The following is a 22,452-nucleotide window of genomic DNA, read 5'->3' on the forward strand; positions in this document are numbered from 1 at the left end:
CTGGGAGAAGCACATGCGCCTTGCACGCATGCTCTCGACACTCACCCTGGCGCTCGTCGCGCTGCTGGTCGGCACCTCCGTCGCCCACGCCGACGTCGACGCCCTGGTCACCAAGCTGACCCACTCCGACGCCACGAGCCGCCTCACCGCCGCCGGGATCTCCTGGACCTCCAGCGGCGGGTGCAGCAACCGCAACAACTCCACCTGCACGTCGTTCGACCAGGTCAACCTGGCGACGATCCAGGGAGCGGGCGTCCTCAAGCGGGCCAGCGGGTGCGCGCTGACGATCACCGGCGGCACCGAGACCGGCCACGCCAGCGGCACCTACAGCCACTGGAACGGCTACAAGGTCGACTTCCGCATGACCACGTGCCTCACCAACTACATCACCGGCACGTTCACCTCCATCGGCGGCGGCAAGTGGAAGGCGGGCTCGGGCAACGTCTACTACAACGAGTCGAACCACTGGGACGTCACGTACTACAACTGCGGCGGCTGCTGACCCCATCCCGCGGCGAGCTGCGAGCGCGAGCGGACGCCCAGCTTGCGGTAGACCCGCGTCAGCGTGGCCTCCACGGTCTTCACGCTGACCGACAGCGCCGACGCGGCCTGCTGGTTGCTCGCTCCCTGCCCGACCAGCTCCGCCAGCCGCGCCTCGGCCTCGGTGAGTCCGTCACCGGGCCGGGGCGCGAGCCGGTCCAGCGCGTCCTGCGCCACCGCCGTCCACGGGTGCGCCTCCAGGCCGGCGAACAGCTCCACCGCCTCCCGCAGCACGTCCCGCGCCGCGCCCCTCCGTCGTCTCCTCCGGTGCACGCCCGCCAGCGCCAGCAACGTCCGCCCGCGCTCCACCGGCAGCTCCGTCCGCCGGGCCGCGTCCGCCAGCAGCGCGGGATCGGACCGCAACAGGCCCTCGGCCCGGTCCAGCAGCACGAGCACCCCGGCGTGGTCGGTGCTCGCGCGGGTCCTCGCGATCAGCTCCTCGGCTTCGGCCGGGAGCCCCACCCCGACCAGCGCCTCGGCCAGGTCCCCGTGCCACCGCAGGATCGACGGGTCGCCCACCAGCTGCGACTCCTCCAGCCGCCGCACGGCCGACAGCGCGTCGACCGCCTCCTCCGGGCGGTCCAGGGCCAGCAGCACCACGCCCTCCGCGTGCCGGGCCCGTGACCCGAACACCCGGTCCTGCTCCTCCTCCGACGCCCGCGCGGCCCGGCGCGCGTAGTCCAGCGCCCGCTGGAACGACCCGCCCGTCGCCTCCGCGACCGACGCCGTGCACCAGGCGGGGCCGGGCGACAACCCGGCCTCGGCCGTCGTCCGCACGGCCCGCCGGGCGTGGTGCAGCGCGGCCGCGCACCGCCCGGACCGGGCCTCGACCTCCGCGAGGCTGCGCAGCACGTCCGTGACGTCCTCGGCCGCGCCGGACCGCTCCGCGACCGGCAGCAGCGCCAGCAGTTGCGCCCGCGCGTCGACCAGCCGGTCGTCGAACAGCGCGTGCCGCACCGCCAGGTAGGCGGGGGAGTTGTGCACCCCCAACGGGATCCCGGTCACCGGCAGCGCCAACGCCCGCGCCAGCACGGCGTCCGCGCCGGGCATCCCCAGCACCCGCTCCATCCGGGCCCGCATCGTCAACGCCATCGCCCGCACGGTCAGGTCACCGCCGCGCGCCGCGAGTTCCGCCGCGTCCGCCGCCACCGCCCGCGCGGCCAGCGGGTCGCCGTCGCACAGGTTCGCCTTCCACGACTCGCGCAACCGCACCGCCGCCACCAAGGCGGGATCCCCGCGGGCCTCGGCCAGGGCGTGGGCGAACTCCTCGTCCGCGGCGGCGAGCGACTGACCGGCGACGTCTACAAGGGACAGTCGCGCGTGGACCCGGTCGGCCGGTCGGGAACTCCGCTCCAGCACGAGGTTCGCCGCCTCGCGAGCCCGTTCGACGTGTCCGGCGAACCCCGCGTCCACGGCCGCGAGCACCAGCCGCCGCACCGCCGCGGCGTCGTCCTCCGGCGGGGTCCGGCGGGCGGACAGGAGGCTCAACTCCGCGGCCAGCGCCCGGTTCCCGTGCCCGCGGGCCGTCTCGGCGGCGTCCTCGGCCCGGTCGGCGACACCGGCGTCCGGCTCGTCCACGGCCAGCGCCGCGTGCCGGGCGCGGGCCACGGGATCGTCCACCACGGACGCCAGGACCCCGTGCAGCTCCAGCTTTTCCGCGTGCGGGACGCCCGAGGTGAGCACCCCGGCGGTGAATCGCACGTGCTCCGCGTCGTCGACCTCCACGAGGTGCGCCGCCACGGCCTCCGCCAGGTGCGCGTCCACGTCCGGGCCGCACGCCCGGTGCAGCAGCGCCACGGTCGGCCGGTCCGCGAACGCCGCGACCCGCAGCGTCCGGGCCGCGTTCGCGCTCACCTCGGCCAGCCGCTCGCGCACGACGACCCGCACCCGCGCGGGCACCGGCAGCGCCTCGAACGGCCGCAGGTCGTGGTCCAGCGCCGCGATGGCCGCCCCGAGTTCCAGCGCCAGCGCCGGGTTGCCGCCGCTCATCGCGTGCACCCGCCCGGCCCACCGGTACCGCAACCCCTGCTGCGCCAGCAGTTCCGCGATCCCGTCCGCGGCCAGCGGCGGCAGCGCCCAGCGCGCGGCCCGTTCCCCGCAGACCGCCGCCGCCCGGCCCGGCACCTGGTGCGCCCGCTCGACGGCGATCACCCGCAGCGCCGGGGGAGCCTGCCGCAGCGCGAACGCCAGCAGCTCCGCGCTCTCCACGTCCAACCACTGCGCGTTCTCCACCACCAGCAGGGCACCCGGCGGCAGGGCCCGCACCACCTCCGCGGCCCGGCCCCGCGCCACGAGCCGGTCGACGTCGGCGGTGATCGGGCCGACGTCCCGCGTCGCCGCGCCGCGGAGTTCCGCGATCCCGGCGAACGGCAGCGCGGCGTCGGCCGCGTCCGGGGCCAGCCACACCGTCCGCGCCGCCCGGTCGGCCATCGCCCGGACCACGGTCGACTTGCCGATCCCCGCCGGTCCGTGCACGACCAGCCTGCGCACCCCGTCGAAGTCGGCGATCGCCACACCCCGGCTGATCAGCACCCACCCATCCTGCGGTCGGGCGGCGGCGATGGCGACCCCGACGAGGGGTTTCCCCGATTTCGGGGCCTCTCGAACCGCCCTAGCGTCGGTCCTCCCTGCACGAACTGGAGTGGTCCATGTTGCGAAAAGCCCTGCTGGCGACCAGTGCCTGCGCGCTGTTCCTGTCCTTCGCACCCGGTGCGGCGGCGGCTCCCGACGAGCCGCCGCCCGCCGTGCTCGACGCCCTGCAACGCGACCTCGGCCTGACCAGGGCCCAGGCCGAGACCCGGCTGACCGACGAGGCCGCGGCCCAGCGGGTGGCGGCGGCCCTGCCCGCCGAGCTGGGCTCCCGGTGGTTCGACGCCGGGACCGGCGACCTCGTCGTCGCGGTCACCGACGACGCGGCGGCGTCGACCGCCCGCTCGTCGGGAGCCTCCCCGAAGCTCGTCACCCGAGGTCAGGCCGCGCTCGCCGACCTCACCCGGTCCATCACCGCCCTCGCGGGCGACGGCGTTCCCGGCGTGACGAGCTGGGGTCCCGATCCCCAGGCGGACGGCGTCGTCGTCCGCCTGGACCGGCGCACGAAGACGGCCGCCACCACCGCGTTCCTCGACCGGGTCCGGGCGTTCGGCGCTCCGGTCCGGATCGTGGAGTCCGGGAGCGTGATCCAGCAGTCCGGCACGGTCCAGCCCGGCAACCCCTGGTGGCCCGGCAGCGAGAGCAACTGCTCCGTGGGCTTCCCGGCCACGGATTCCGGCGGTGGCAAGCACTTCGTGACCGCGGGCCACTGCACCAACGACGCCAACCAGGCCGCGTTCGGGGCGTCCGGGCAGCAGAACAAGCTGGGCACCAGCAACGTCGGCGGCACGCGCACGGTCAACGCCCGCGAGGGCGACATGGGCGTCGTCGCGGTCACCGAGGCGGGCTGGACGCTCTCGGCCGCCGTCAACACGTGGGGCGGCGCGCCGGTGACCGTGACCGGCTCGGTCGAACCGCTGGTCGGCCAGTCCGTCTGCCACTCCGGCAACACGTCGAAGTGGAAGTGCGGCACGGTGACCGCCGTGGAGCAGACCATCGACTACGGCTCCACGGTCGTCGAAGGCCTCGCGACCACCACCGCGTGCTCGATGGGCGGCGACTCCGGCGGGGCGTGGCTCGCGGGCGACAAGGCCGTCGGCCTGCACTCCGGCGGCCAGTCCTCGTGCAGCCCCGGCGGAGCAGACGACCAGTCCATCTTCCAGCCGGTGAACGAGGCCCTGCGCAAGTGGAACCTCACCCTGCTCACCGGGACCGGCGGCACCCCCGACACCGAGGCCCCGTCCGTCCCGGCCGGACTGCGCTCCACCGCCACCACGGCGACGAGCGCGACGCTCGCGTGGAACGCCGCCACGGACAACACGGCCGTGACGGGGTACGAGGTCTACCGAAACGGTGCCCTCGCCACGACCGTGGCGACGACATCGGCCACGATCAGCGGATTGACACCGGACACCGACTCGGTGTTCACGATCAAGGCGAAGGACGCCGCGGGCAACACCTCCGCGGCGAGCGCGAGCCTCACGGTCCACACCCCGCCCGGCACCCCCGGCGGCGGCCGGACCTTCCGCAACGACACCGACTTCCCGATCCGCGACTACGCCGTGGCGACCAGCCCGGTCCGGTCGACGGCGACCGGCCAGGCCGCGAAAGCCCCGGTCGTGGAGGTCACCGCCACCCACACCTGCGCGCAGGACCTGAACATCACGCTCGTCGGCCCGTCGGGCCGGACGTACCCGTTGCAGCGCTACGGGAACTACCCCTGCACGCCGTTCCCCGGCGTGAAGTCCTTCACCGCGGCGGGCGTCGCGGAGCAGGCGACCGGCACGTGGACGCTGCGCGTCGGCGACAACGGACCCGGTGACACAGGGGTCTTGGACAGCTGGTCCGTCACCCTGTAGGCCTAGCGGAACGGCTGTCACGACCGCCGTCGTGACAGCCGTTCGAGGGACTTACCGCAGACCCCCGATGTGGCAAGGTGTCCCGCGTGACGAAGGAACAGGTCCTCTTGCTGGACGAGGCAGGAAACCACATCGGACTGGCCGACAAGGCCGAGGTCCACCACCACGACACCCCGTTGCACCTGGCGTTCTCCAGCTACCTCTTCGACGCGGAGGGGCGCACGCTGCTCAGCCGCCGGGCGCTGCACAAGAAGACCTGGCCGGGGATCTGGACGAACACCGCGTGCGGCCACCCCGCGCCGGGTGAGCAGATGGCGGACAGCGTGCTGCGGCGGCTGACCGACGAGCTGGGGCTGCCGGGGGTGCGGAAGGTGGACCTGATCCTGCCCAAGTTCCGGTACCGCGCGGAGATGCCGAACGGCGTGGTGGAGAACGAGATGTGCCCCGTGTTCCGCGGGATCGTGGTGGGGTCCCCGTCACCGAACCCGGACGAGGTCGACAGCGTGGAGTGGGTCGACTGGACCGAGTTCGCCGAGTCCGTGCTGGACGGCAGCCGCGACATCTCGCCGTGGTGCCGCTTGCAGGTGGAGGAGCTGACCCGCCTGGGCCCGGACCCGCTGGAGTGGCCGGTGGCCGAGGCACACGACCTGCCGCCGGCGGCGCGGGTCTGACCGAGGTCAGCCCTGGAGGCCCTCGACCACCTTGGCGACGCGCCGTTGACGGGTCTCGGGGGTCTTGGCGTCGTCGATCGGCATGACCAGACGACGTTTCGCACTGTAGGACAGGGCGTCGAACCTAGCCCGCGCGGCGTCGTCCAAGGCGGCGGCCAAGTCCTCCGGGACCACGACCTCCCGCACCGCGGTGTCCAGGGCCAACTCGACCTCGATGTCGTCCCCGGCGGCCACCCCCGCGCCTGCCCGCACCTCGGCACTGATGGGGAGCATGAACACCCCACCCATGGACCCGACGCTGGTGCGGTACTCGTAGTCACCGATCCGCGCCAGAACAGCGGGCCGCCGCCCAGACCCCAACCCGTCGACAACCTCGTCCGGCACCCGGACCCCGGTAGCCGTCTTCCCGCTCTGCAAAACAGTCGCCCGGAACCTCATGCCGGCAGTATGCCGCGAAACAACCAGTTCAGCAGCCGGGACGCAGCCCACGACTTCCCCCGGTCGGCCCACGACGGACCGCGCAGGAAGCGCTCAGCGAAGCGCCCTCCAGCACCTCGAGTGACACCGCTCGCGCCAGACCCATCGAGCCGCGACCGGGGACAGGTTCCGCGTAGCCCGACCGATGTCGCTCAAGCCCCACGAGCGGCCCAGCCTTGATGCTCGCGCCCCTCGCTCGCGCTCGTAGTTCAAGCCTCGGCCCACGGCCTCCGGCCCATCCGTCCCAATCCGCCTCCGCCCCTGCCCACCGACTCTCGGCCCACTCAGCCCCACTACTGGCCGAGGTCCCAGCCCAGGCCCCGAAGTGCCTCGACCCCAGCACTCTCCACTCAGGGTTCCGCTTTCGGCTCTGGTTCCTGGCCTGATTCCGCCCCGGCTTGGGCTCGGCCCTCATCCAATTCCAGCCTCAGCTGCGGGCCGCCTCACCTCACCCCGTCTCGCCCTGCTTGTCCTGCCCCAGACGCCCGGCCCTCGACCCAGGCTGGACGCCCAGGGCGGGCGGTGCGGTTCGACTCCAGCCTGGCACCGGCCCAGTCCCGCACTACCCGCCCACTTCGGCGTCCTGTGCCCGCCCCGGTTCGACTCGGCTCTGCCCGGTCTTGCCCGCCCGCTCCGGTTCAGGCCCCCGCGCTGGCTTGGCCCGTCTTGCCCGCCCGCGCTCGGGTTTGGCTCCAGCCTCGCCCCGGCCTCTCTCGCCTCGGCCTGTTCGGTGCGGCTCCGGCCTGCCCCGGCCTACCCCGCGCTGGCTTGGCCCCTCTTGCCCCGCCCGCTCCGGTTCGCCCCTCGCCTCGCCCCGGCCTGTCTCGCCCGGTCGGTCGGTCCGGTTCCAGCCTCGCCCCTGTCCCGGTCCGTCTAACCCCGCCATCGCCCGGCCCGGCTCTAACCCTGCTCCGGCCCGGCTCCAGCCCCGGTCCGGCCCCAACCTCGGCCTTTCACCCCCGCCCCTCCCTTCCCGCCGCTGGTCCCGAGGGCCCCACGCTCCCGACCTCCCCCTTCTCCACCCTGGTCTCCCACCAGCCCTCTCCTCCCTCCCTCAAGCCCGCCTCCAGAGAGCGCTCTCTGACCGTGCTCTCCTCGCGGTCCTGGCGATTCGCCCGACTTGGACCGGAACTCCCGGTATTCCTTGACAGTCCTGCGGCCCAGTTCTAGCGTCCGCTGAGAGAGCGCTCTCCTGAAACCTCCTCGTAACCTCCTCGGGCCGTCCCGGCGCAGGTCTTCCCGCGCCGGGGTCAGCACGGCCTGCTCCCCTGCGAAAGGAGAGTCGTGGTAACCACGATTCGCCGTGCTCCCACCCGGTGGCGAGGTCTCTTCGCGGGCCTTGCCATCGCGGGGCTGACCGCGTCCGCTCTCTACGTCGGCACGTCCACCGCCGCCGCCGCTCCCGATCTCCTGTCCCAAGGCGCCACCGCCGCGGCGTCGTCGTCCGAGAACGGCGGGACGCTCGCGCCCGCCGCGGTCGACGGCAACGGCGGTACCCGCTGGTCCAGTGCCGCGCAGGACGGCCAGTGGCTTCGGGTTGACCTCGGGTCCACGTCCACGATCTCCCAGATCACCCTGAACTGGGAGAACGCCTACGCCAGCTCGTACCGCATCCAGACTTCCGCCAACGGCGCGGACGGCTGGACCACCATCAAGACGGTGACCGGCGGGACCGGCGGCAACGAGACCCTCGCGGTGTCCGGCTCCGGCCGGTACGTGCGGATCGAAGGCATCACCAGGGCCACCCAGTGGGGCATCTCGCTGTGGGAGTTCCAGGTCTTCGGCACCCGCGCGGGCGGTCCCACGACCACCCCGCCGCCGAACGGCCCGATCGTGCGGGTCGCGGAGTTCCTCGCGTCCTGCCCGTTCAGCCACCGGCTGCCGGACGACCCGATCGTCGCCCCGCGCCTGCCCGGCGCGTCGCACATGCACGCGTTCTTCGGCAACACGTCGACCAACGCGAACAGCGACATCAACAGCCTGCTCGCCGCGAACAGCAACTGCTCCCCGGCCCTGGACCTGTCGTCGTACTGGATCCCGGACTTCTACAACAACAACCAGGTGGTCGTGCCCGACCCGCCGACGTTCTACTACCTCGGCGAGGGCGTGCGCGACGACGTGATCGCCCGGATCCAGCCGTTGCCGCTGGGCCTGCGGATCGTCGCGGGCAACTCCAAGGCGACCGCGCCGGACGAGACCACGATCTCCCGCTGGTCCTGCTTGCACGCGGGCCAGGTGAACCCGTCGAAGAACTTCGTGGAATGCCCCGCGGGCACCGAGCTGGAGTCCTACTTGGACTTCCCGCAGTGCTGGAACGGCCGCGACCTCGACTCGGCGGACCACAAGAGCCACATGGCCTACCCGGTGAACGGCGACTGCCCGTCGACGCACCCGGTCCCCGTGCCGAAGCTGCGCCAGGTCGTCCGGTACCCGATCAGCGGCAACCCGGCCGGGTTCCGCCTCTCCTCGGGGGCCGGGTTCACGATGCACGGCGACTTCTTCAACGCGTGGCCGGAGGCCGAGATGCTGCGCCGCGTCCGCGACTGCATCAACCCCATCATCAAGTGCGGGGTCGACGGTCGTCCCTGATCGAGCCGTCCGTCCTGTTGCGACGATCATCACTGGAGATGTCATGCAACCACCCGCTTCTCGCGGCCTTCGACACCGGGGCAGGCTCGTAGCCGCGCTCACGGCCGTCGTGACCGCCTGCGCGGTCGCCGTTCCGCTCCTGACGGCGCACGCCGCCGCACCGGTGTGCGGCACGGCCAACGCCGCCCAGGGCAAGCCCGTCACCGCGTCCTCGGTGCAGACCGGGAGCCCCTTCGTCGCCACCTCGGCGGTCGACGGGGACCCCGGCACGCGCTGGTCGAGCGACGCGGCCGACCCGCAGTGGCTTCGGGTCGACTTCGGGTCGACGCAGAACTTCTGCGGCGCGACCCTCAACTGGGAGACCGCGTACGCCTCGGCGTACCGGATCGAGGTCTCCGCCGACGGCAGCACCGGGTGGACGTCCGTCTACTCGACCACGACCAGCACCGGTGGTGTGCAGAACCCGACGTTCACCGGTTCCGGCAGGTACCTCCGCGTCTACTCCACGGCCCGCGCCACGCAGTGGGGCGTCTCGCTGTGGGAGCTCGCGGTCCGCACCAGCACGGACACCGGCACCCCGCCGACCACCACCACGACGACCACGCCGCCGAACAACGGGACCGACGTCCTGCTGTCGTACAAGAAGCCGGGAACGGCCTCCACGCAGCAGAACGACCCCAACTGCAACGGCTGCACGACCGACAAGGCGTTCGACTTCGACCCGGCCACCCGCTGGGCGACGGCGACCGACGTCGGCTGGGTCGACCCCGGCTGGATCCAGGTCGACCTCGGGGCCACGGCCCAGATCCACAAGGTCGTCCTGCAGTGGGACCCGGCGTACGGCAAGTCCTTCGAGATCCAGGTCTCGCCGAACGGCACGGGCAACTGGACGCCGATCTACTCCACGACGACGGGCGCCGGCTTCAAGCAGACGCTCACCGTCAACGGCAGCGGCCGGTTCGTCCGGATGTACGGCACGGGCCGCGGCTCGCCCTACGGCTACTCGCTCTGGGAGTTCCAGGTGTGGGGCACCGGCGGCGCGCCGAACCCGCAGCCGGTGATCCCGCAGGACCCGCGCAACCCGAAGCAGCTGGTGTGGTCGGACGAGTTCAACACGCCCAACGGCACCAAGCCGGACGCCAACAAGTGGCGGCCGGAGATCGGCACCGGCCAGAACGCCGAACTCCAGTACTACACGAACAACAACAACACCTTCACCGACGGCAACGGCAACCTCGTGCTGGAAGCCCGTCGTGAGGTCACGCCCGGCTCGGCCTGCCCGGTCGACCCGGTCAGCGGCAGCGGCACCTGCCAGTACACCTCGTCGCGGCTCATCACCCACGGCAAGGCCACCTGGACGTACGGCAGGATCGAGGCCAACATCAAGGTGTCCGGCACCAAGGGCCTGTGGCCCGCGTTCTGGATGCTGGGCGCGAACATCATCGACACCAACACCCCGTGGCCGAACTCCGGCGAGATCGACATCATGGAGCACCTCGGCCGCGAACCCAACACCGCCTACCAGACGATCCACGGACCGTCGTACTTCGGCGGCGGCGGCATCGGCGCTCCACTGGCCCTGCCGGGCGGGGCGGACTACATGAACGCCTTCCACAAGTTCACCCTGGACTGGGACAGCAAGGGCATCAAGATGTCGATCGACGACCAGCAGGTCATCGCGATCGACAAGGCCACCGTCGAGGCGACTCGCGGTCCCTGGGTGTTCGACCACCCGTTCTTCATCATCCTGAACAACGCCGTGGGCGGTGACTGGCCCGGTCCGCCGGACGCCAGCACCCAGTTCCCGCAGCGCATGCTGGTCGACTACGTCCGCGTCTACCAGTAGGCGAGACCTGTCGTGACGACCGCGCTGCTCCGGGGGAGGTCTCCCGGAGCAGCGCGGCGTCCATTCAGGACTGCTTCCGCCGAGAACACCGGGTGCACCTTGAAGAACGGTATAAAGGCAGACGTGCCAGACTCCCGCTCCACGCCGTCGCCGGTCACCTTGGAAGAGGTGGCGCGGGTCGCGGGCGTGTCCAGGGCGACGGTCTCGCGGGTGGTGAACGGGGTCTCCACGGTGGACGAGGAACTCCGCGAAATGGTCACCCGCGCCATCGTCGCCACCGGCTACACCCCCAACCGGGCCGCCAGGTCGCTCGTGACCAGGCGCGCGGGCGCGATCGGCCTGGTGCTGCCGGACGAGGGCCGCATGCTCGGCGACCCGTACTTCGGCCGCGTGGTGGCGGGCGTCATGGACGTCACCCAGCCCCTGGGCGTGCAACTGGTCCTGACCAGCGCCGGAGCGGGCACCCACCAGCAGGTCGTCGCCGACCTGCGCCAGGGCCGCCTGGACGGCGTGATCCTCATCCACACCCACGGCGCGGACCCGCTGCCTAAGATGCTCATCGACTCGCACCTCCCGGTCGTCCTGGCGGCCAGACCGGTCCGCCCGATGCCCATCACCTACGTGGACGTCAACCAGCTGGCAGGAGCCTCCCTCGCGGCCCACCACCTGGCCGACCGCGGCTGCTACCGGGTGGCGACCATCACCGGTCCGGTCTCCACCACCGCGGCGCACGACCGCTTGGCGGGCTTCCGCAACACCATGGCGGACCGCGGCTACCCGGAGGTGATCGCCGTGGAAGCCGACTTCACCCACGAGGGCGGTGCGACGGCCATGGAGGAACTCCTGGCGAGGTGCCCGGACGTCGACGGCATCTTCATCGCCTCCGACCTCATGGCCCACGGCGCCATGCCGGTGCTCCGCAGACACGGCCTCCACGTCCCGGACGACATCGCGGTGGTCGGTTTCGACGACAGCAGCCCGGCCCTGGCCTGCGACCCACCCCTCACCACGGTCAGACAGCCGGTGGAGGAGATGGCGGCGGAAATGGCCAGACTCCTCCTCGGCCGCATCGAACGCCCGGACCGCCCGGTCAGCGCCGTCGTCTTCGAACCAACGCTGGTAGTCCGCCACTCCGCCTAGCCACCTGTGACCTCATCCTGGGAGTGATCACATGCGCCGCACCACCCTGCTGCTGGCCGCACTGCTGCTGGCGGGCTGCTCGACAGCCCAACAGCAGCAAGACCCGCACAGCGCCCACGTCCACCCGGCCGCCGCGCCACCGTCCTCCTCGGCTCCGGCTCGACCGGGCGGCTTCAGCGACACCGACGCGGCCTACGTCCAACTGGCAATTCCCCAGGACGAGACGGTCCTGCCGGTCCTCCAACTGGCAAAAACCCGCCAGGGCGTGAACCCGGCGTTGGCAGCCTTGGCGGCCGAGGTGGAAACCGGCCACCAGAAAGAACTCGAAGGCCTGCGCAAGGCCCTCACCACGGCAGGCCAGACCTACCTGGCCATGCACGACGGCCACGACATGCCGGGCATGGTCACGGCGGACGAACTGGACAAACTCACCAAAGTCACGGGCCCGGCCTTCGACGACGAACTGCGCACCCTCCTCAAAGCCCACTTCGAGGAGTCCACGACGGTCGCGAAGTCGGAACTGGGAGCGGGCAGCAGCCCGGAGGTGCTGGAGCTGACCAAGGGCATCGAGGCGAGCCGGGCCGAGTACCTGGCCAAGCTGGGCACCGGGTGACGCGAGGGGCGCGCCGCCGGAAGCCCGGCAGCGCGCCCCCTCAGCTCACCACTCCAACGAGCCGCCGTTCTGGTACTCGATCACCCGAGTCTCGAAGAAGTTCTTCTCCTTCTTCAGGTCCATCATCTCCGACATCCACGGGAACGGGTTCTCCGTGGGCGGGAACACCGGCTCCAACCCCAACTGCGCACACCGCCGGTTGGTGATGAAGTGCATGTACTCCTCGCACAGCTCGGCGTTCAGCCCGAGCAGCCCGCGGGGCATCGTGTCCCGCCCGTAGGCGATCTCCAGCTCACACCCCTCGACCAGCATCGTCCGGATCTCCTCCTGGAACTTGTCGGTCCACAGGTGGGGGTTCTCGATCTTGATCTGGTTGATCGCGTCGATCCCGAAGTTCAGGTGGATCGACTCGTCCCGCAGGATGTACTGGTACTGCTCCGCGATCCCCACCATCTTGTTGCGCCGCCCCAGCGACAGGATCTGCGCGAACCCGGTGTAGAACCACATGCCCTCGAACACCACGTAGAACGCCACCAGGTCCCGCAGGAACGCCTGGTCCTTCTCCGGCGTCCCGGTCGAGAACGACGGGTCCTCCAAGTGCTGCGTGTACTTCAACGCCCACGCGGCCTTGTCGGTGATCGACGGGATCTCCCGGTACATGTTGAACAGCTCGCCGTCGTCCAACCCCAACGACTCGCAGATGTACTGGAACGTGTGCGTGTGAACGGCCTCTTCAAAGGCCTGTCGCAGTAGGTACTGCCTGCACTCGGGGTTCGTCAGGTGTCGGTAGACGGCCAGCACGATGTTGTTGGCCACCAACGACTCCGACGTCGCGAAGAACCCGAGGTTCCGCTTGATCGCCCGGCGCTCGTCCTCCGTCAGCCCGTCGGCCGACTTCCACAGCGAGATGTCCGCCTGCATGGACACCTCGGTCGGCATCCACGCGTTGTTGCACCCGGCCAGGTACTTCTCCCACGCCCAGTGGTACTTCAACGGCAGCAGTTGGTTCACGTCGGCGCGGCAGTTGATCATCGCCTTGTCGTCGACGCTGACACGGGCCGCGCCCACCTCGATGGGACTGGCGCTGTCGAACAGGTCCGAGCTCACTGGCAGGCCTCGCAATCGGGGTCGATGATCGAACAGACAGCCGCGCCGGCGTCGGCGATGATCACCGGAGCCGTGACGACAGGGGCGACAGGAGCGGCGGGGACCGACACGGGCGACACCGCGTTCAACTTCCCGTCCGTCCCCTTCAGCGTCGACTTCTCCACGTGCGTGGCGCTCTGCGACCGCAGGTAGTACGTGGTCTTCAGCCCGCGCACCCACGCGAGCTGGTACAGCTCGTCGAGCTTCCGCCCGCTGGGCTGGTCGATGTACAGGTTCAGCGACTGCGCCTGGTCGATCCACTTCTGCCGCCGGGCCCCGGCCTCGATCAGCCACTTCGAGTCCAGCTCGAACGCCGTGGCGTACAGCGCCTTCAGGTCGGCCGGGATCCGCTCGATCGGCGACAGGCTCCCGTCGTAGTACTTGAGGTCGCTCACCATGACCTCGTCCCACAGCCCGCGCGCCTTCAGGTCCCGGATCAGGTCCGGGTTCACCACGGTGAAGTCGCCGGACATGTTCGACTTCACGTACAGGTTCCGGTACAGCGGCTCGATCGACTGGTTCACGCCGCAGATGTTCGCGATCGTCGCCGTCGGCGCGATGGCCATCACGTTGGAGTTGCGCATCCCCACGGCGAGCACCCGCGCCCGCACCGAGTCCCAGTCCAGCGTGGACGAGCGGTCCAGCTCCAGGTCCGCGCCGCGGGTCGAGGCCAGCAGCGCGATCGAGTCGAACGGCAGGATCCCCCGCGACCACAGCGAACCCTCGTAGGACTCGTACGCCCCGCGCTCCGCGGCGAGGTCGGCCGACGCGGAGATCGCGTAGTAGCTGATCTCCTCCATGCTGCGGTCCGCGAACTCGACGGCCGCGGTCGACCCCATCGCGATCCGCTGCGCGAACAGCGCGTCCTGGAACCCCATGAGCCCCAGGCCGACCGGCCGGTGCCGCATGTTCGCCCGACGGGCTTCCGGGATCGTGTAGTAGTTCACGTCGATCACGTTGTCGAGCATCCGCACGGCGGTCCGCACGGTCTTCTCCAGCCGCGCGCTGTCGATCCCGTCGGGACCGGTGTGCTGGGCCAGGTTGACCGACCCGAGGTTGCACACCGCGACCTCGTCGAGGTTCGTGTTCAGCGTGATCTCGGTGCACAGGTTGGACGAGTGCACGACGCCGGAGTGCTGCTGCGGCGAGCGCAGGTTGCACGGGTCCTTGAAGGTGATCCACGGGTGCCCGGTCTCGAACAGCATGGTCAGCATCCGCCGCCACATGTCCGCGGCCTTGAGCCGCCGGAACACCTTGACCTCGCCGCGGTCCGCCGCCGCCTCGTACTCGCGGTAGCGCGCGGCGAACGCGTCGCCGAACAGGTCGTGCAGGTCCGGCACCTCGTCGGGGGAGAACAGCGTCCAGTCGCCGCCCGAGCGGACCCGGCGCATGAACTCGTCCGGCACCCAGTTCGCCGTGTTCATGTCGTGCGTGCGGCGGCGCTCGTCGCCGGTGTTCTTGCGCAGGTCGAGGAACTCCTCGACGTCGATGTGCCACGTCTCCAGGTACGCGCACACCGCGCCCTTGCGCTTGCCGCCCTGGTTCACCGCGACGGCCGTGTCGTTGGCGATCTTCAGGAACGGCACGACGCCCTGCGACTTGCCGTTGGTGCCCTTGATGTGCGCGCCGATGCCGCGGACCGGCGTCCAGTCGTTGCCCAGGCCGCCCGCGAACTTCGACAGCAGCGCGTTGTTGCTGATCCCGTGGAAGATGCCCTGGAGGTCGTCGTCCACCGTCGTGAGGAAGCACGACGAGAGCTGCGGGCGCGTGGTCCCGGCGTTGAACAGCGTGGGCGTGGAGCACATGAAGTCGAACGACGACAGCAGCTCGTAGAACTCGATCGCCCGCGCCTCGCGGTCGTCCTCGCGCAGCGCCAAGCCCATGGCCACGCGCATGAAGAACGCCTGCGGCAGCTCGTAGCGGTTCTCGTCGCTGTGCAGGAAGTACCGGTCGTACAGGACCTGCATGCCGAGGAACTGGAACGCCAGGTCGCGGTCGGGCAGCAGCGCCGCGCCGAGCCGGGCCAGGTCGAACTCCTCCAGCAGCGGGTCGAGCTGCCCCAGCTCGACGCCCCGCCGCACGAAGGACGCGAAGTACTCCGGGTACCGCACGGACATCTCCGCGTGGTTGGCCTCGTCGTCCTTGCCGGCCAGGAACGACAGCGCCTCGCGGCGCAGCTTGTCCAGCAGCAGCCGGGCGCTGACCAGCGAGTAGTCCGGGTCGATCTCGACCATCGTGCGCGCGGACATCACCGGCGCCACGGCCAGCTCGGCGCGGCTGATGCCGTCGTACAGGTTGCGCCGCGTCTCGGCCAGCACGGTCTCCGCGGACGTCGCGGGCAGCCCGGCGCACGCCTCGGAGATCACCAGCGCGAGCCGGTCGAAGTCCAGCGGCTCGACCCGGCCGTCCGGGAACCTCACGGTCAGCGCGGGCCGGACCTCGGCGGCGGGCTGCTCGGCGGTCCGGGCCTTGGCGTGCTCCTCGCGGTACAGCACGTACGCGCGGGCGACCTTGTGGTGGCCGTCGCGCATCAGCACCAGCTCGACCTGGTCCTGGATCTGCTCGATGTGCACCCCGCGATCCGGCCCGGCCTGCCTGCGCAGCTTCTCCTCGACCTGCCGGGTCAGGTCCGCGACCAGCTCGCGCACCCGCTGCGACCCGGCGGCCTCGGCGCCCTCGACGGCGTGGAAGGCCTTGGCCACGGCGGTGGCGATCTTGGTCGCGTCGAACGGCGACACCGTGCCGTCGCGGCTGATCACCGGGACTTGAACGGGTGTTTCGGTGGGGGACATGACTCTCCGCGGGTGGTGTTCGGGCAGGTGGCATCGCCCGGCGAGCAGCGCTCGACGGTCGGAAACTCGGGGGTGCGCGGAGAGTCAGCCGTCCGGGCTGGAGTGCGACATCACGGCTCTCTCCTCGCGAGCTCGGTGGACACCCGGAGAACCGCGGGGGAGCTACGCGCAGGCAGCACGGCAGGAGGCGCCGTGAGCCGTCCGCGCGCGCCCTCCCTCGGGGCACCGGGGTAGTGCACGCGGTCGCGTGCACGCTGGTGGCAGGTCTTCGGACTCGCGGGCACTCCGGCTCTCGCCGGCGGACCTACTGGCCGTCGCTTCCCGGACTCGCGTCCAGTGCTTCATGACGGCGGTCGTTCCCGCTCACCGCTGCGGGGCAGCTCCGGATTCGCACCGGATTCCCTCTTGCCTCACCACCGGGTGGACCGGAGGTGAACCATCAGCGCGTTGGATACTACATGTGGGGGTGGGGTTCGCCGCGCAGCCCAAGATGGTCTTTGTTGCCCAGGTCATGCGATAAGGTGAAAGTGCAGGGTGACCGGCGGGGGGAGTGCGACGAATGGGTGACGGGGAACCCTCGGCCCCGCGTGTCGCGGCCACCGCCGCCGGGGCGCTCGCGGTGGGGTCCCTGGCCGTCGGCCCGGCCGTCCCGTGGCTCACCGGAGCGCTCGCCGTGGCCGCCGTCGTGGTCTTCCGGCTGGCCAGGCGTTCCTGATGGTTTGCTGAATCACGGAACCCCGTGTCCGGTCCGGGCGTTTTGCCGGTCGTGACGACCGCAGAGCTGACGAGACCGAGCGCCCTTCCCCGCGTGGTCGCCGTGGCGGGCCTGACCGCCGTCCTGACGACCGTCGCGATGATCGGCGCGCTGGACCTGCGCAACGCGCTGGAGGCCCCCGCCGAGCTGCGCCGCACGATCAGCCAGTACGGCCTCGGCGCGAACGCGTGGGTCTTCGAGGTGGCCGTGTCGCTGCTCGCCGCCGGGTCGCTGGTGATCGCCGCCGTGCTCGTGCGCCGCGGTGTCACCCGCTGGTTCTCCACCGGCGCCGTCGCGCTTTCGTTGTGGTCGTTGGGTTTGGCGCTCGTGGTGGCGTTCCCGAAGCAGGACTGGTCGCTGCCGTCGACGTCGGCGAGCGGCGGCATCCACCGGGCGGCGAGCCTGCTCGCGTTCGTGAGCCTGCCGATCGCGATGATCGCGCTGGCCCGCCCGTGGCTGCGGGACCCGACGTGGGGCGGCCACGCCCGGTGGACGCTGGGGTTCGGCGTCCTGTCCGTGCTGGCGTTCTCGCCCCTGCTGTACGCCGTTCTCGTGCACGCCTCCGGTGGCACCGCGTGGTGGCGGGTGTTCCCGATCGGGTACGTCGAGCGGATCCTGGTGTTCACGGAGGTGATCGCCGTCCTGGTCGCCGGGTTGTGGGCCCTGGGAGCGGCGAACCGCCCTAAACTCGGGGCATGGCAACGTGGGGAGACCTCGCGGCGTACGTCCGCGACCAGTACGACGTGATCTCGGAGGACTCCGACGAGATGCGGATCCTGTACGGCTTCGAGCACCTGGACGAGGAGGACGAGCGCACCCAGGTCGTCATCCTGGTGCGCGAGGTGCTGGACGCGAAGCACGAGTGGGTGCAGATCGCCTCCCCCGTGGGCCTGGCCGCCAAGTGCGACCTGCGCGCGCTGCTGGAGGAGGTCGGCCGGTCCTCGATCGCGTCCGGCGCGGCGATCATGGGGGAGCACGTGGTGCTGCGGCACTCGCTGCCGTTGGAGACGCTGGACATCCACGAGTTCGTCGAGCCGCTGTCGCTGCTCGCGGGCACCGCCGACCAGATCGAGGAGATCTTCTTCGGCGGCGACAACTACTGATGCGTCCGTTCGGCCCCGTCTGACGGGGGTGCGGACCGGGTACCCGTCCGGGTATGAGACTTCCCTGGCGGTCCGGTTCGCGGTGGCTCTTCCGCGGGGTCGTGGCGGTGTGCCTGGTCGTCGTGGCCGCCGCCGCGCTCCAGATCGTGGGCGTGCTGCCCAAGCTCAACCCGTTCGGCACCGACACGGTCGACCGCAGCCAGCCCGCGCTGCTGCGGTCGATCCGCGACCTGAGCCAGTACCACGCCGCCTCCGGCGACTACCAGGTCGTGATCGACATCGAGAAGGACGTGCGGTTCGTCCCGGACGTCCTGGCCGGGTCGCGGACCCTGTTCGTCTCCGCCGGGTCCGTCAACGCCTACGTCGACTTCGGCGGGCTCGCGGAGAACGCGATGGTGGTGTCGCAGGAGAAGAAGACCGTCGACATCGCGCTGCCGAAGCCGCGGCTGGACAAGCCGAACATCAACCACGAGCGCAGCTACGTGTTCGCGCAGGAGCGCGGGCTGTTCGACCGGCTGAACAGCGTCGTGCAGACCGCCGACCAGCAGCAGTTCTACGTCGCGGCGGAGCAGAAGATCTCCGACGCGGCCAAGGAGTCGAACCTGGAGGCCAAGGCCACCGAGAACACGCAGAAGATGCTCGTCGGGCTGTGCGGAGCGCTGGGGTTCGAGGTCCACTTCGTGGACGCGCCCAAGACATGAGTTAGGCTAGCCTTACTCAAACTTCTCCGCGCAAGGGTGAACCGTGTTCGAGTCCATGACAGTGCAGGTCCGTGCGGGTCTGGGCGAACGGCGGTTGACGGCCGCGGTTCGGGACGTCTTCGACCGGCACGACGAGTTGCGCGAGCACGGCGCGACCTTCGGCGTTCGGCGGATCTCCACCCGCGGGCTGGCCGGTCAAGCCCTGGTCGACCGCACCGCCGCCGAGGTCGCGGCCGTCGCCGCGGAGTCGGACCTGGCTCTGTTCCGGGTGTTGTGGCTCGACGCGGGGCCGGACCGGTCCGGGAAGCTCGTGCTGCTGATGCACCGCCGCGTGATGGCCGCGGTGCCGTGGCACGTGCTGCTGTCGGAGCTGGTCTCGGCGTGGAACAAGGGGACCGCGGCCGCGGACCTGGCGGGCGCGTTCGACCGCTAAGTCCGAATTGGGCGTTGACGGGGGCCCTCGGGTGATGGTGAGATGCTGAGCACACTGATAGGAAAGTTTCTTAACCAATCAGGCTGCCGCCACCTGATCATCCGTACCCGAGTGGGAGGCTCCCTGTGGCTATCCGTCCCCGATGGCTCGGTGTAGCGGCACTGTCCGCGGCACTGATCACCCCGATAGCGCCCGCCTTCGCGGCGCCCGCAACCCCTGCGGTGGCAGGCGGTGTGGGCGCTTCGGCGGTCACCGAGTACCAGGCGGAGAGCGCGACCATCACCCAGGGCGTCGTCGAGTCCAACCACGCCGGCTTCACCGGCAGCGGATTCGTCAACGTCGACAACGTGGTTGGCAGCGCCGTCGAGTTCACCGTCACCGCCCCGTCCGCGGGCGCGGCGACGCTGAGCTTCCGGTACGCCAACGGAACCACCGCCACCCGGCCGGTGGACGTCACCGTCAACGGTTCCCTGGCCGTGGACGAACTGGCGTTCGCGAGCACCGGGGTGTGGACGACCTGGTCCACGAAGACCGCCTCGGTGCAGCTGGCCGCGGGCGTGAACAAGATCAAGGCGACCTCGACGTCCGCGAACGGCGGACCGAACTTCGACCGGCTGGACGTCTCCACCGGCGGCACCGACCCGGAGCCGCCGACCGGCACCCGTCCGGCGGAGATCAACGGACAGCTGCACGTGTGCGGCGTGAAGCTGTGCAACCAGTACAACAAGCCCATCCAGCTGCGCGGGATGAGCACGCACGGCATCCAGTGGTACGCGAACTGCATCAAGCCCGCCTCGCTGGACGCGTTGGCCACCGACTGGGGCGCCGACATCCTGCGGATCGCGATGTACGTGCAGGAGGGCGGCTACGCGTCCGACCCCCGCAAGTACACCGACCTGGTGCACGGGTACATCGAGGAGGCCACCAAGCGCGGGATGTACGCGCTGGTCGACTGGCACCAGCTGACGCCGGGCGACCCGAACGCGAACACGGCGTTGGCGAAGACGTTCTTCACGGAGATCGCCTCGCGGCACAAGAACAAGACGAACATCATCTACGACATCGCCAACGAGCCCAACGGGGTCACGTGGGCGAAGATCAAGTCGTACGCGGAGACGATGATCCCGGTGATCCGGGCTCAGGACCCCGACGGCGTGGTGTTCGTGGGGACGCACGGGTGGGGATCGTTCGGGATCTCCGACGGGCGCACCGAAGCGGACATCATCAACAACCCGATCAACTCGACGAACTTCATGTACACGTTCCACTTCTACGCGGCGTCGCACGGGGACGAGTACTTCAACTCGCTGTCGCGCGCGGCGGACCGGATCCCGATCTTCATCACGGAGTTCGGGACGCAGACGGCGTCGGGCGACGGCGGGAACAACTTCACGCAGTCGGCGAAGTACCTGGACTTCTTGGCGCAGAAGAAGATCGGGTGGACGAACTGGAACTTCTCGGACGACTTCAGGTCCGGGGCGGTGTTCAAGACCGGGACGTGCGCCGGGAACTCGTTCTCGGGGACCGGGGTGCTGAAGCCCGCCGGGGTTTGGGTGCGCGACCGGATGCGCACGCCTGACGACTTCCCGACCAGCTAGAGGTTTTTGGTTGAGCTAGAGCCTTGGGCCCGTCCGGACTTCCGGGCGGGCCCAAGGGCTGTCAAGCTGTAGGCCTTCGTGGTCAGGTGATCGGCCAGGAGTGGACGGGTTCGTTGGTGTGCATGAGGTCCCGGTAGGTGCGGAGCATGAGTCGCAGTGCTTCCACCCGGTCCAGGCTGGTGTTGTCGTAGTGGCGGTGGAAGGCCCGTGACTGCCAGGTGGCTCCGTTGACACCGGTGAGGCAGCGCTGTTCGACCACGCCCAGCAGCCTGTCGCGTTCCTTCGGGTCCACGCCCCAGCGGTCCAGGCCGTCGTAGGCCATGGGGAGCAGGCGGCGCAGGACCAGTTCCGCCACCGGGACCGTTCCCAGGCCCGGCCAGTACACCTGGGCGTCGATGCCGTTCTTCGCACCCGCGAGGAAGTTCTCCTCCGCCGCGCTGAAGGACATCTGGGACCACAGTGGACGTTCGCTCTCCGCCAGCACCCTGACCAGGCCGTAGTAGAAGGCCGCGTTCGCCAGCGTGTCCACGACTGTGGGGCCCGCCGGGAGGGTGCGGTTCTCCACGCGCAGGTGGGGCTTGTCCTTCACGACGTCGTACACCGGGCGGTTCCAGCGGTACACGGTTCCGTTGTGGAGGCGCAGTTCCGAGAGGGTCGGGGTGTCGCCCCTGTCGATGACCTGGAGCGGGTCTTCGGGGTCGACGATCGGGAGCAGGGCCGGGAAGTAGCGGACGTTCTCCTCGAACAGGTCGAAGATCGAGGTGATCCAGCGTTCGCCGAACCAGACCCTCGGGCGGACTCCTTGTTCCTTGAGCTCGTCGCCTCGGGTGTCCGTGGACTGCTGGAACAGGGCGATCCTGGTTTCCCGCCACAGCTCCTTGCCCAGGAGGAACGGGGAGTTCGCGCCCACCGCCACCTGGACGCCCGCGATCGTCTGCGCGGCGTTCCAGTAGTCGGCGAACTGGTCCGGGCTCACCTGGAGGTGGAGTTGGGTGCTGGTGCAGGCGGCTTCCGGGACGATGGAGTCCGCCGTCATGTTGAGGCGTTCGATGCCGTCGATCGAGATTTGCAGGTCCTCACCGCGTGCGGCGAGGACCTGTTCGTTGAGGAGCGCGTACCTCGGGTTGACCGAGAGGGCGTCGATGGCCATGTGCTCCGCCCGGAGCGTGGGCAGGATGCCGATCATGGTCATGTGGGCGCCGACCTCGCGGGCCTTGTGCTCGGCCTCGTTGAGGCTGTCGCGGACCGTGTCCTCGAACGCGGTGATGCCGCCGCCCGCCAACTGCCGCGGGGCGACGTTGATCTCGAGGTTCCACTGGCCGAGTTCGGTGACGAAGTCGGGGTCGGCGATGGCCTCCAGGGCCTCGGCGTTGCGCATGGCGGGGTCGCCCTGCTCGTCGACGAGGTTGAGCTCGATCTCCAGGCCGGTCATCGGCTTCTCGAACTCGAACCGGGACTCGCGGAGCATCCGGGCGAACACGTCCAGGCAGCGCCTGACCTTCGTGCGGTACCTGGTGCGGTCCTCGCGGGTGAACTCGTGGCGGGCTACGTCGTCACCCATGGCGACTCCTCACGGTCGTGGCACCCGGACACTGTGCACC

The 22,452-nt window shown here is 70.4% G+C and carries 18 protein-coding genes and 1 riboswitch; of the genes, 13 read left to right on the plus strand and 5 right to left on the minus strand.

Annotation, left to right across the window (positions count from 1 at the left end; all coding sequences use genetic code 11):
* Window positions 1-13: 13 nt before the first annotated feature.
* Window positions 14-502 carry a hypothetical protein gene (locus tag ACFWW9_RS27715; RefSeq protein WP_390383873.1) on the plus strand — a complete coding sequence of 163 codons (489 nt, stop codon included), beginning with the start codon at window positions 14-16 and terminating at the stop codon, window positions 500-502.
* Here the strand turns inward: ACFWW9_RS27715 and ACFWW9_RS27720 are convergent.
* Window positions 481-3,072, minus strand: coding sequence for an AAA family ATPase (locus ACFWW9_RS27720; RefSeq protein ID WP_390383875.1), 2,592 nt, complete (start codon window positions 3,070-3,072; stop codon window positions 481-483). The two genes, ACFWW9_RS27715 and ACFWW9_RS27720, sit on opposite strands and share 22 nt — an antisense overlap.
* A gap of 116 nt (window positions 3,073-3,188) precedes the next feature.
* Between ACFWW9_RS27720 and ACFWW9_RS27725 the strand changes: the two genes are divergently transcribed.
* Window positions 3,189-4,988 carry a proprotein convertase P-domain-containing protein gene (locus tag ACFWW9_RS27725; RefSeq protein ID WP_390383877.1) on the plus strand — a complete coding sequence of 600 codons (1,800 nt, stop codon included), beginning with the start codon at window positions 3,189-3,191 and terminating at the stop codon, window positions 4,986-4,988.
* A gap of 86 nt (window positions 4,989-5,074) precedes the next feature.
* A complete protein-coding gene (gene idi, locus ACFWW9_RS27730) occupies window positions 5,075-5,659 on the plus strand; it encodes an isopentenyl-diphosphate Delta-isomerase (RefSeq protein ID WP_390383879.1) in 585 nt (194 codons plus the stop codon).
* 6 nt (window positions 5,660-5,665) lie between these two features.
* Here idi and ACFWW9_RS27735 read toward each other — a convergent pair whose 3' ends face one another.
* Window positions 5,666-6,097, minus strand: coding sequence for a YdeI/OmpD-associated family protein (locus tag ACFWW9_RS27735; protein ID WP_390383881.1), 432 nt, complete (start codon window positions 6,095-6,097; stop codon window positions 5,666-5,668).
* 1,323 nt (window positions 6,098-7,420) lie between these two features.
* Between ACFWW9_RS27735 and ACFWW9_RS27740 the strand changes: the two genes are divergently transcribed.
* From ACFWW9_RS27740 to ACFWW9_RS27755, 4 genes are all read left to right on the plus strand, one after another.
* Window positions 7,421-8,725: a DUF1996 domain-containing protein gene (locus ACFWW9_RS27740; RefSeq protein ID WP_390383883.1), complete on the plus strand. Its 1,305-nt coding sequence runs from the start codon at window positions 7,421-7,423 to the stop codon at window positions 8,723-8,725.
* Window positions 8,726-8,768: 43 nt separating this feature from the next.
* Window positions 8,769-10,571, plus strand: a complete 1,803-nt coding sequence (locus ACFWW9_RS27745; RefSeq protein WP_390383885.1) for a discoidin domain-containing protein — start codon at window positions 8,769-8,771, stop codon at window positions 10,569-10,571.
* A gap of 123 nt (window positions 10,572-10,694) precedes the next feature.
* Window positions 10,695-11,711 carry a LacI family DNA-binding transcriptional regulator gene (locus tag ACFWW9_RS27750; protein WP_390383887.1) on the plus strand — a complete coding sequence of 339 codons (1,017 nt, stop codon included), beginning with the start codon at window positions 10,695-10,697 and terminating at the stop codon, window positions 11,709-11,711.
* 31 nt (window positions 11,712-11,742) lie between these two features.
* Window positions 11,743-12,324: a DUF305 domain-containing protein gene (locus tag ACFWW9_RS27755; RefSeq protein WP_390383889.1), complete on the plus strand. Its 582-nt coding sequence runs from the start codon at window positions 11,743-11,745 to the stop codon at window positions 12,322-12,324.
* A 45-nt stretch (window positions 12,325-12,369) separates the two neighbouring features.
* Here ACFWW9_RS27755 and ACFWW9_RS27760 read toward each other — a convergent pair whose 3' ends face one another.
* Window positions 12,370-13,431 carry a ribonucleotide-diphosphate reductase subunit beta gene (locus ACFWW9_RS27760; RefSeq protein WP_390383891.1) on the minus strand — a complete coding sequence of 354 codons (1,062 nt, stop codon included), beginning with the start codon at window positions 13,429-13,431 and terminating at the stop codon, window positions 12,370-12,372.
* Window positions 13,428-16,262 (minus strand): ribonucleoside-diphosphate reductase subunit alpha, encoded by a 2,835-nt coding sequence (locus tag ACFWW9_RS27765; RefSeq protein WP_390383893.1) that lies wholly within the window; start codon window positions 16,260-16,262, stop codon window positions 13,428-13,430. Before ACFWW9_RS27765 ends, ACFWW9_RS27760 begins: the two co-directional genes overlap by 4 nt.
* Before the next feature lie 241 nt (window positions 16,263-16,503).
* Window positions 16,504-16,718: riboswitch (cobalamin riboswitch) on the minus strand.
* A 103-nt stretch (window positions 16,719-16,821) separates the two neighbouring features.
* Here ACFWW9_RS27765 and ACFWW9_RS27770 point away from each other — a divergent pair.
* The 6 genes from ACFWW9_RS27770 (at window position 16,822) to ACFWW9_RS27795 (ending at window position 20,851) form a co-directional block, all read left to right on the plus strand.
* Window positions 16,822-16,977, plus strand: a complete 156-nt coding sequence (locus tag ACFWW9_RS27770; protein WP_390383895.1) for a hypothetical protein — start codon at window positions 16,822-16,824, stop codon at window positions 16,975-16,977.
* Window positions 16,978-17,028: 51 nt separating this feature from the next.
* Window positions 17,029-17,763 carry a DUF998 domain-containing protein gene (locus tag ACFWW9_RS27775; RefSeq protein WP_390383897.1) on the plus strand — a complete coding sequence of 245 codons (735 nt, stop codon included), beginning with the start codon at window positions 17,029-17,031 and terminating at the stop codon, window positions 17,761-17,763.
* The gene (locus tag ACFWW9_RS27780) at window positions 17,712-18,119 is read left to right on the plus strand and encodes a hypothetical protein (RefSeq protein ID WP_390383899.1); all 408 of its coding nucleotides are present in this window, start codon (window positions 17,712-17,714) and stop codon (window positions 18,117-18,119) included. The genes ACFWW9_RS27775 and ACFWW9_RS27780 overlap by 52 nt, the downstream gene beginning before the upstream one ends.
* A 53-nt stretch (window positions 18,120-18,172) precedes the next feature.
* Complete coding sequence (locus ACFWW9_RS27785; RefSeq protein WP_390383901.1) at window positions 18,173-18,820, plus strand: DUF4230 domain-containing protein; 648 nt, start codon at window positions 18,173-18,175, stop codon at window positions 18,818-18,820.
* A 55-nt stretch (window positions 18,821-18,875) separates the two neighbouring features.
* Window positions 18,876-19,253, plus strand: coding sequence for a hypothetical protein (locus ACFWW9_RS27790; RefSeq protein WP_390383903.1), 378 nt, complete (start codon window positions 18,876-18,878; stop codon window positions 19,251-19,253).
* Window positions 19,254-19,486: 233 nt separating this feature from the next.
* Entirely contained in the window at window positions 19,487-20,851 is a 1,365-nt protein-coding gene (locus tag ACFWW9_RS27795; RefSeq protein ID WP_390383905.1) for a cellulase family glycosylhydrolase, read from the plus strand.
* An 82-nt stretch (window positions 20,852-20,933) separates the two neighbouring features.
* On the opposite strand, the gene ACFWW9_RS27800 is transcribed toward ACFWW9_RS27795, so the two are convergent.
* Window positions 20,934-22,412: a glutamate--cysteine ligase gene (locus ACFWW9_RS27800; RefSeq protein WP_390383907.1), complete on the minus strand. Its 1,479-nt coding sequence runs from the start codon at window positions 22,410-22,412 to the stop codon at window positions 20,934-20,936.
* Between the last annotated feature and the right edge of the window lie 40 nt (window positions 22,413-22,452).

This window comes from Umezawaea sp. NPDC059074 (assembly GCF_042738955.1).
Lineage (GTDB): Bacteria > Actinomycetota > Actinomycetes > Mycobacteriales > Pseudonocardiaceae > Umezawaea.

Excerpts from the sequence above, each read along its gene's own strand:
- ACFWW9_RS27725 (WP_390383877.1), top strand. The coding sequence starts at position 3,189 with ATGTTGCGAAAAGCCCTGCTGGCGACCAGTGCCTGCGCGCTGTTCCTG.
- ACFWW9_RS27785 (WP_390383901.1), top strand. The coding sequence starts at position 18,173 with ATGAGACTTCCCTGGCGGTCCGGTTCGCGGTGGCTCTTCCGCGGGGTC.
- ACFWW9_RS27735 (WP_390383881.1), bottom strand. The coding sequence starts at position 6,097 with ATGAGGTTCCGGGCGACTGTTTTGCAGAGCGGGAAGACGGCTACCGGG.
- ACFWW9_RS27755 (WP_390383889.1), top strand. The coding sequence starts at position 11,743 with ATGCGCCGCACCACCCTGCTGCTGGCCGCACTGCTGCTGGCGGGCTGC.
- ACFWW9_RS27770 (WP_390383895.1), top strand. The coding sequence starts at position 16,822 with ATGGGTGACGGGGAACCCTCGGCCCCGCGTGTCGCGGCCACCGCCGCC.
- ACFWW9_RS27715 (WP_390383873.1), top strand. The coding sequence starts at position 14 with ATGCGCCTTGCACGCATGCTCTCGACACTCACCCTGGCGCTCGTCGCG.
- ACFWW9_RS27800 (WP_390383907.1), bottom strand. The coding sequence starts at position 22,412 with ATGGGTGACGACGTAGCCCGCCACGAGTTCACCCGCGAGGACCGCACC.
- ACFWW9_RS27790 (WP_390383903.1), top strand. The coding sequence starts at position 18,876 with ATGACAGTGCAGGTCCGTGCGGGTCTGGGCGAACGGCGGTTGACGGCC.
- ACFWW9_RS27780 (WP_390383899.1), top strand. The coding sequence starts at position 17,712 with ATGGCAACGTGGGGAGACCTCGCGGCGTACGTCCGCGACCAGTACGAC.
- ACFWW9_RS27745 (WP_390383885.1), top strand. The coding sequence starts at position 8,769 with ATGCAACCACCCGCTTCTCGCGGCCTTCGACACCGGGGCAGGCTCGTA.
- ACFWW9_RS27765 (WP_390383893.1), bottom strand. The coding sequence starts at position 16,262 with ATGTCCCCCACCGAAACACCCGTTCAAGTCCCGGTGATCAGCCGCGAC.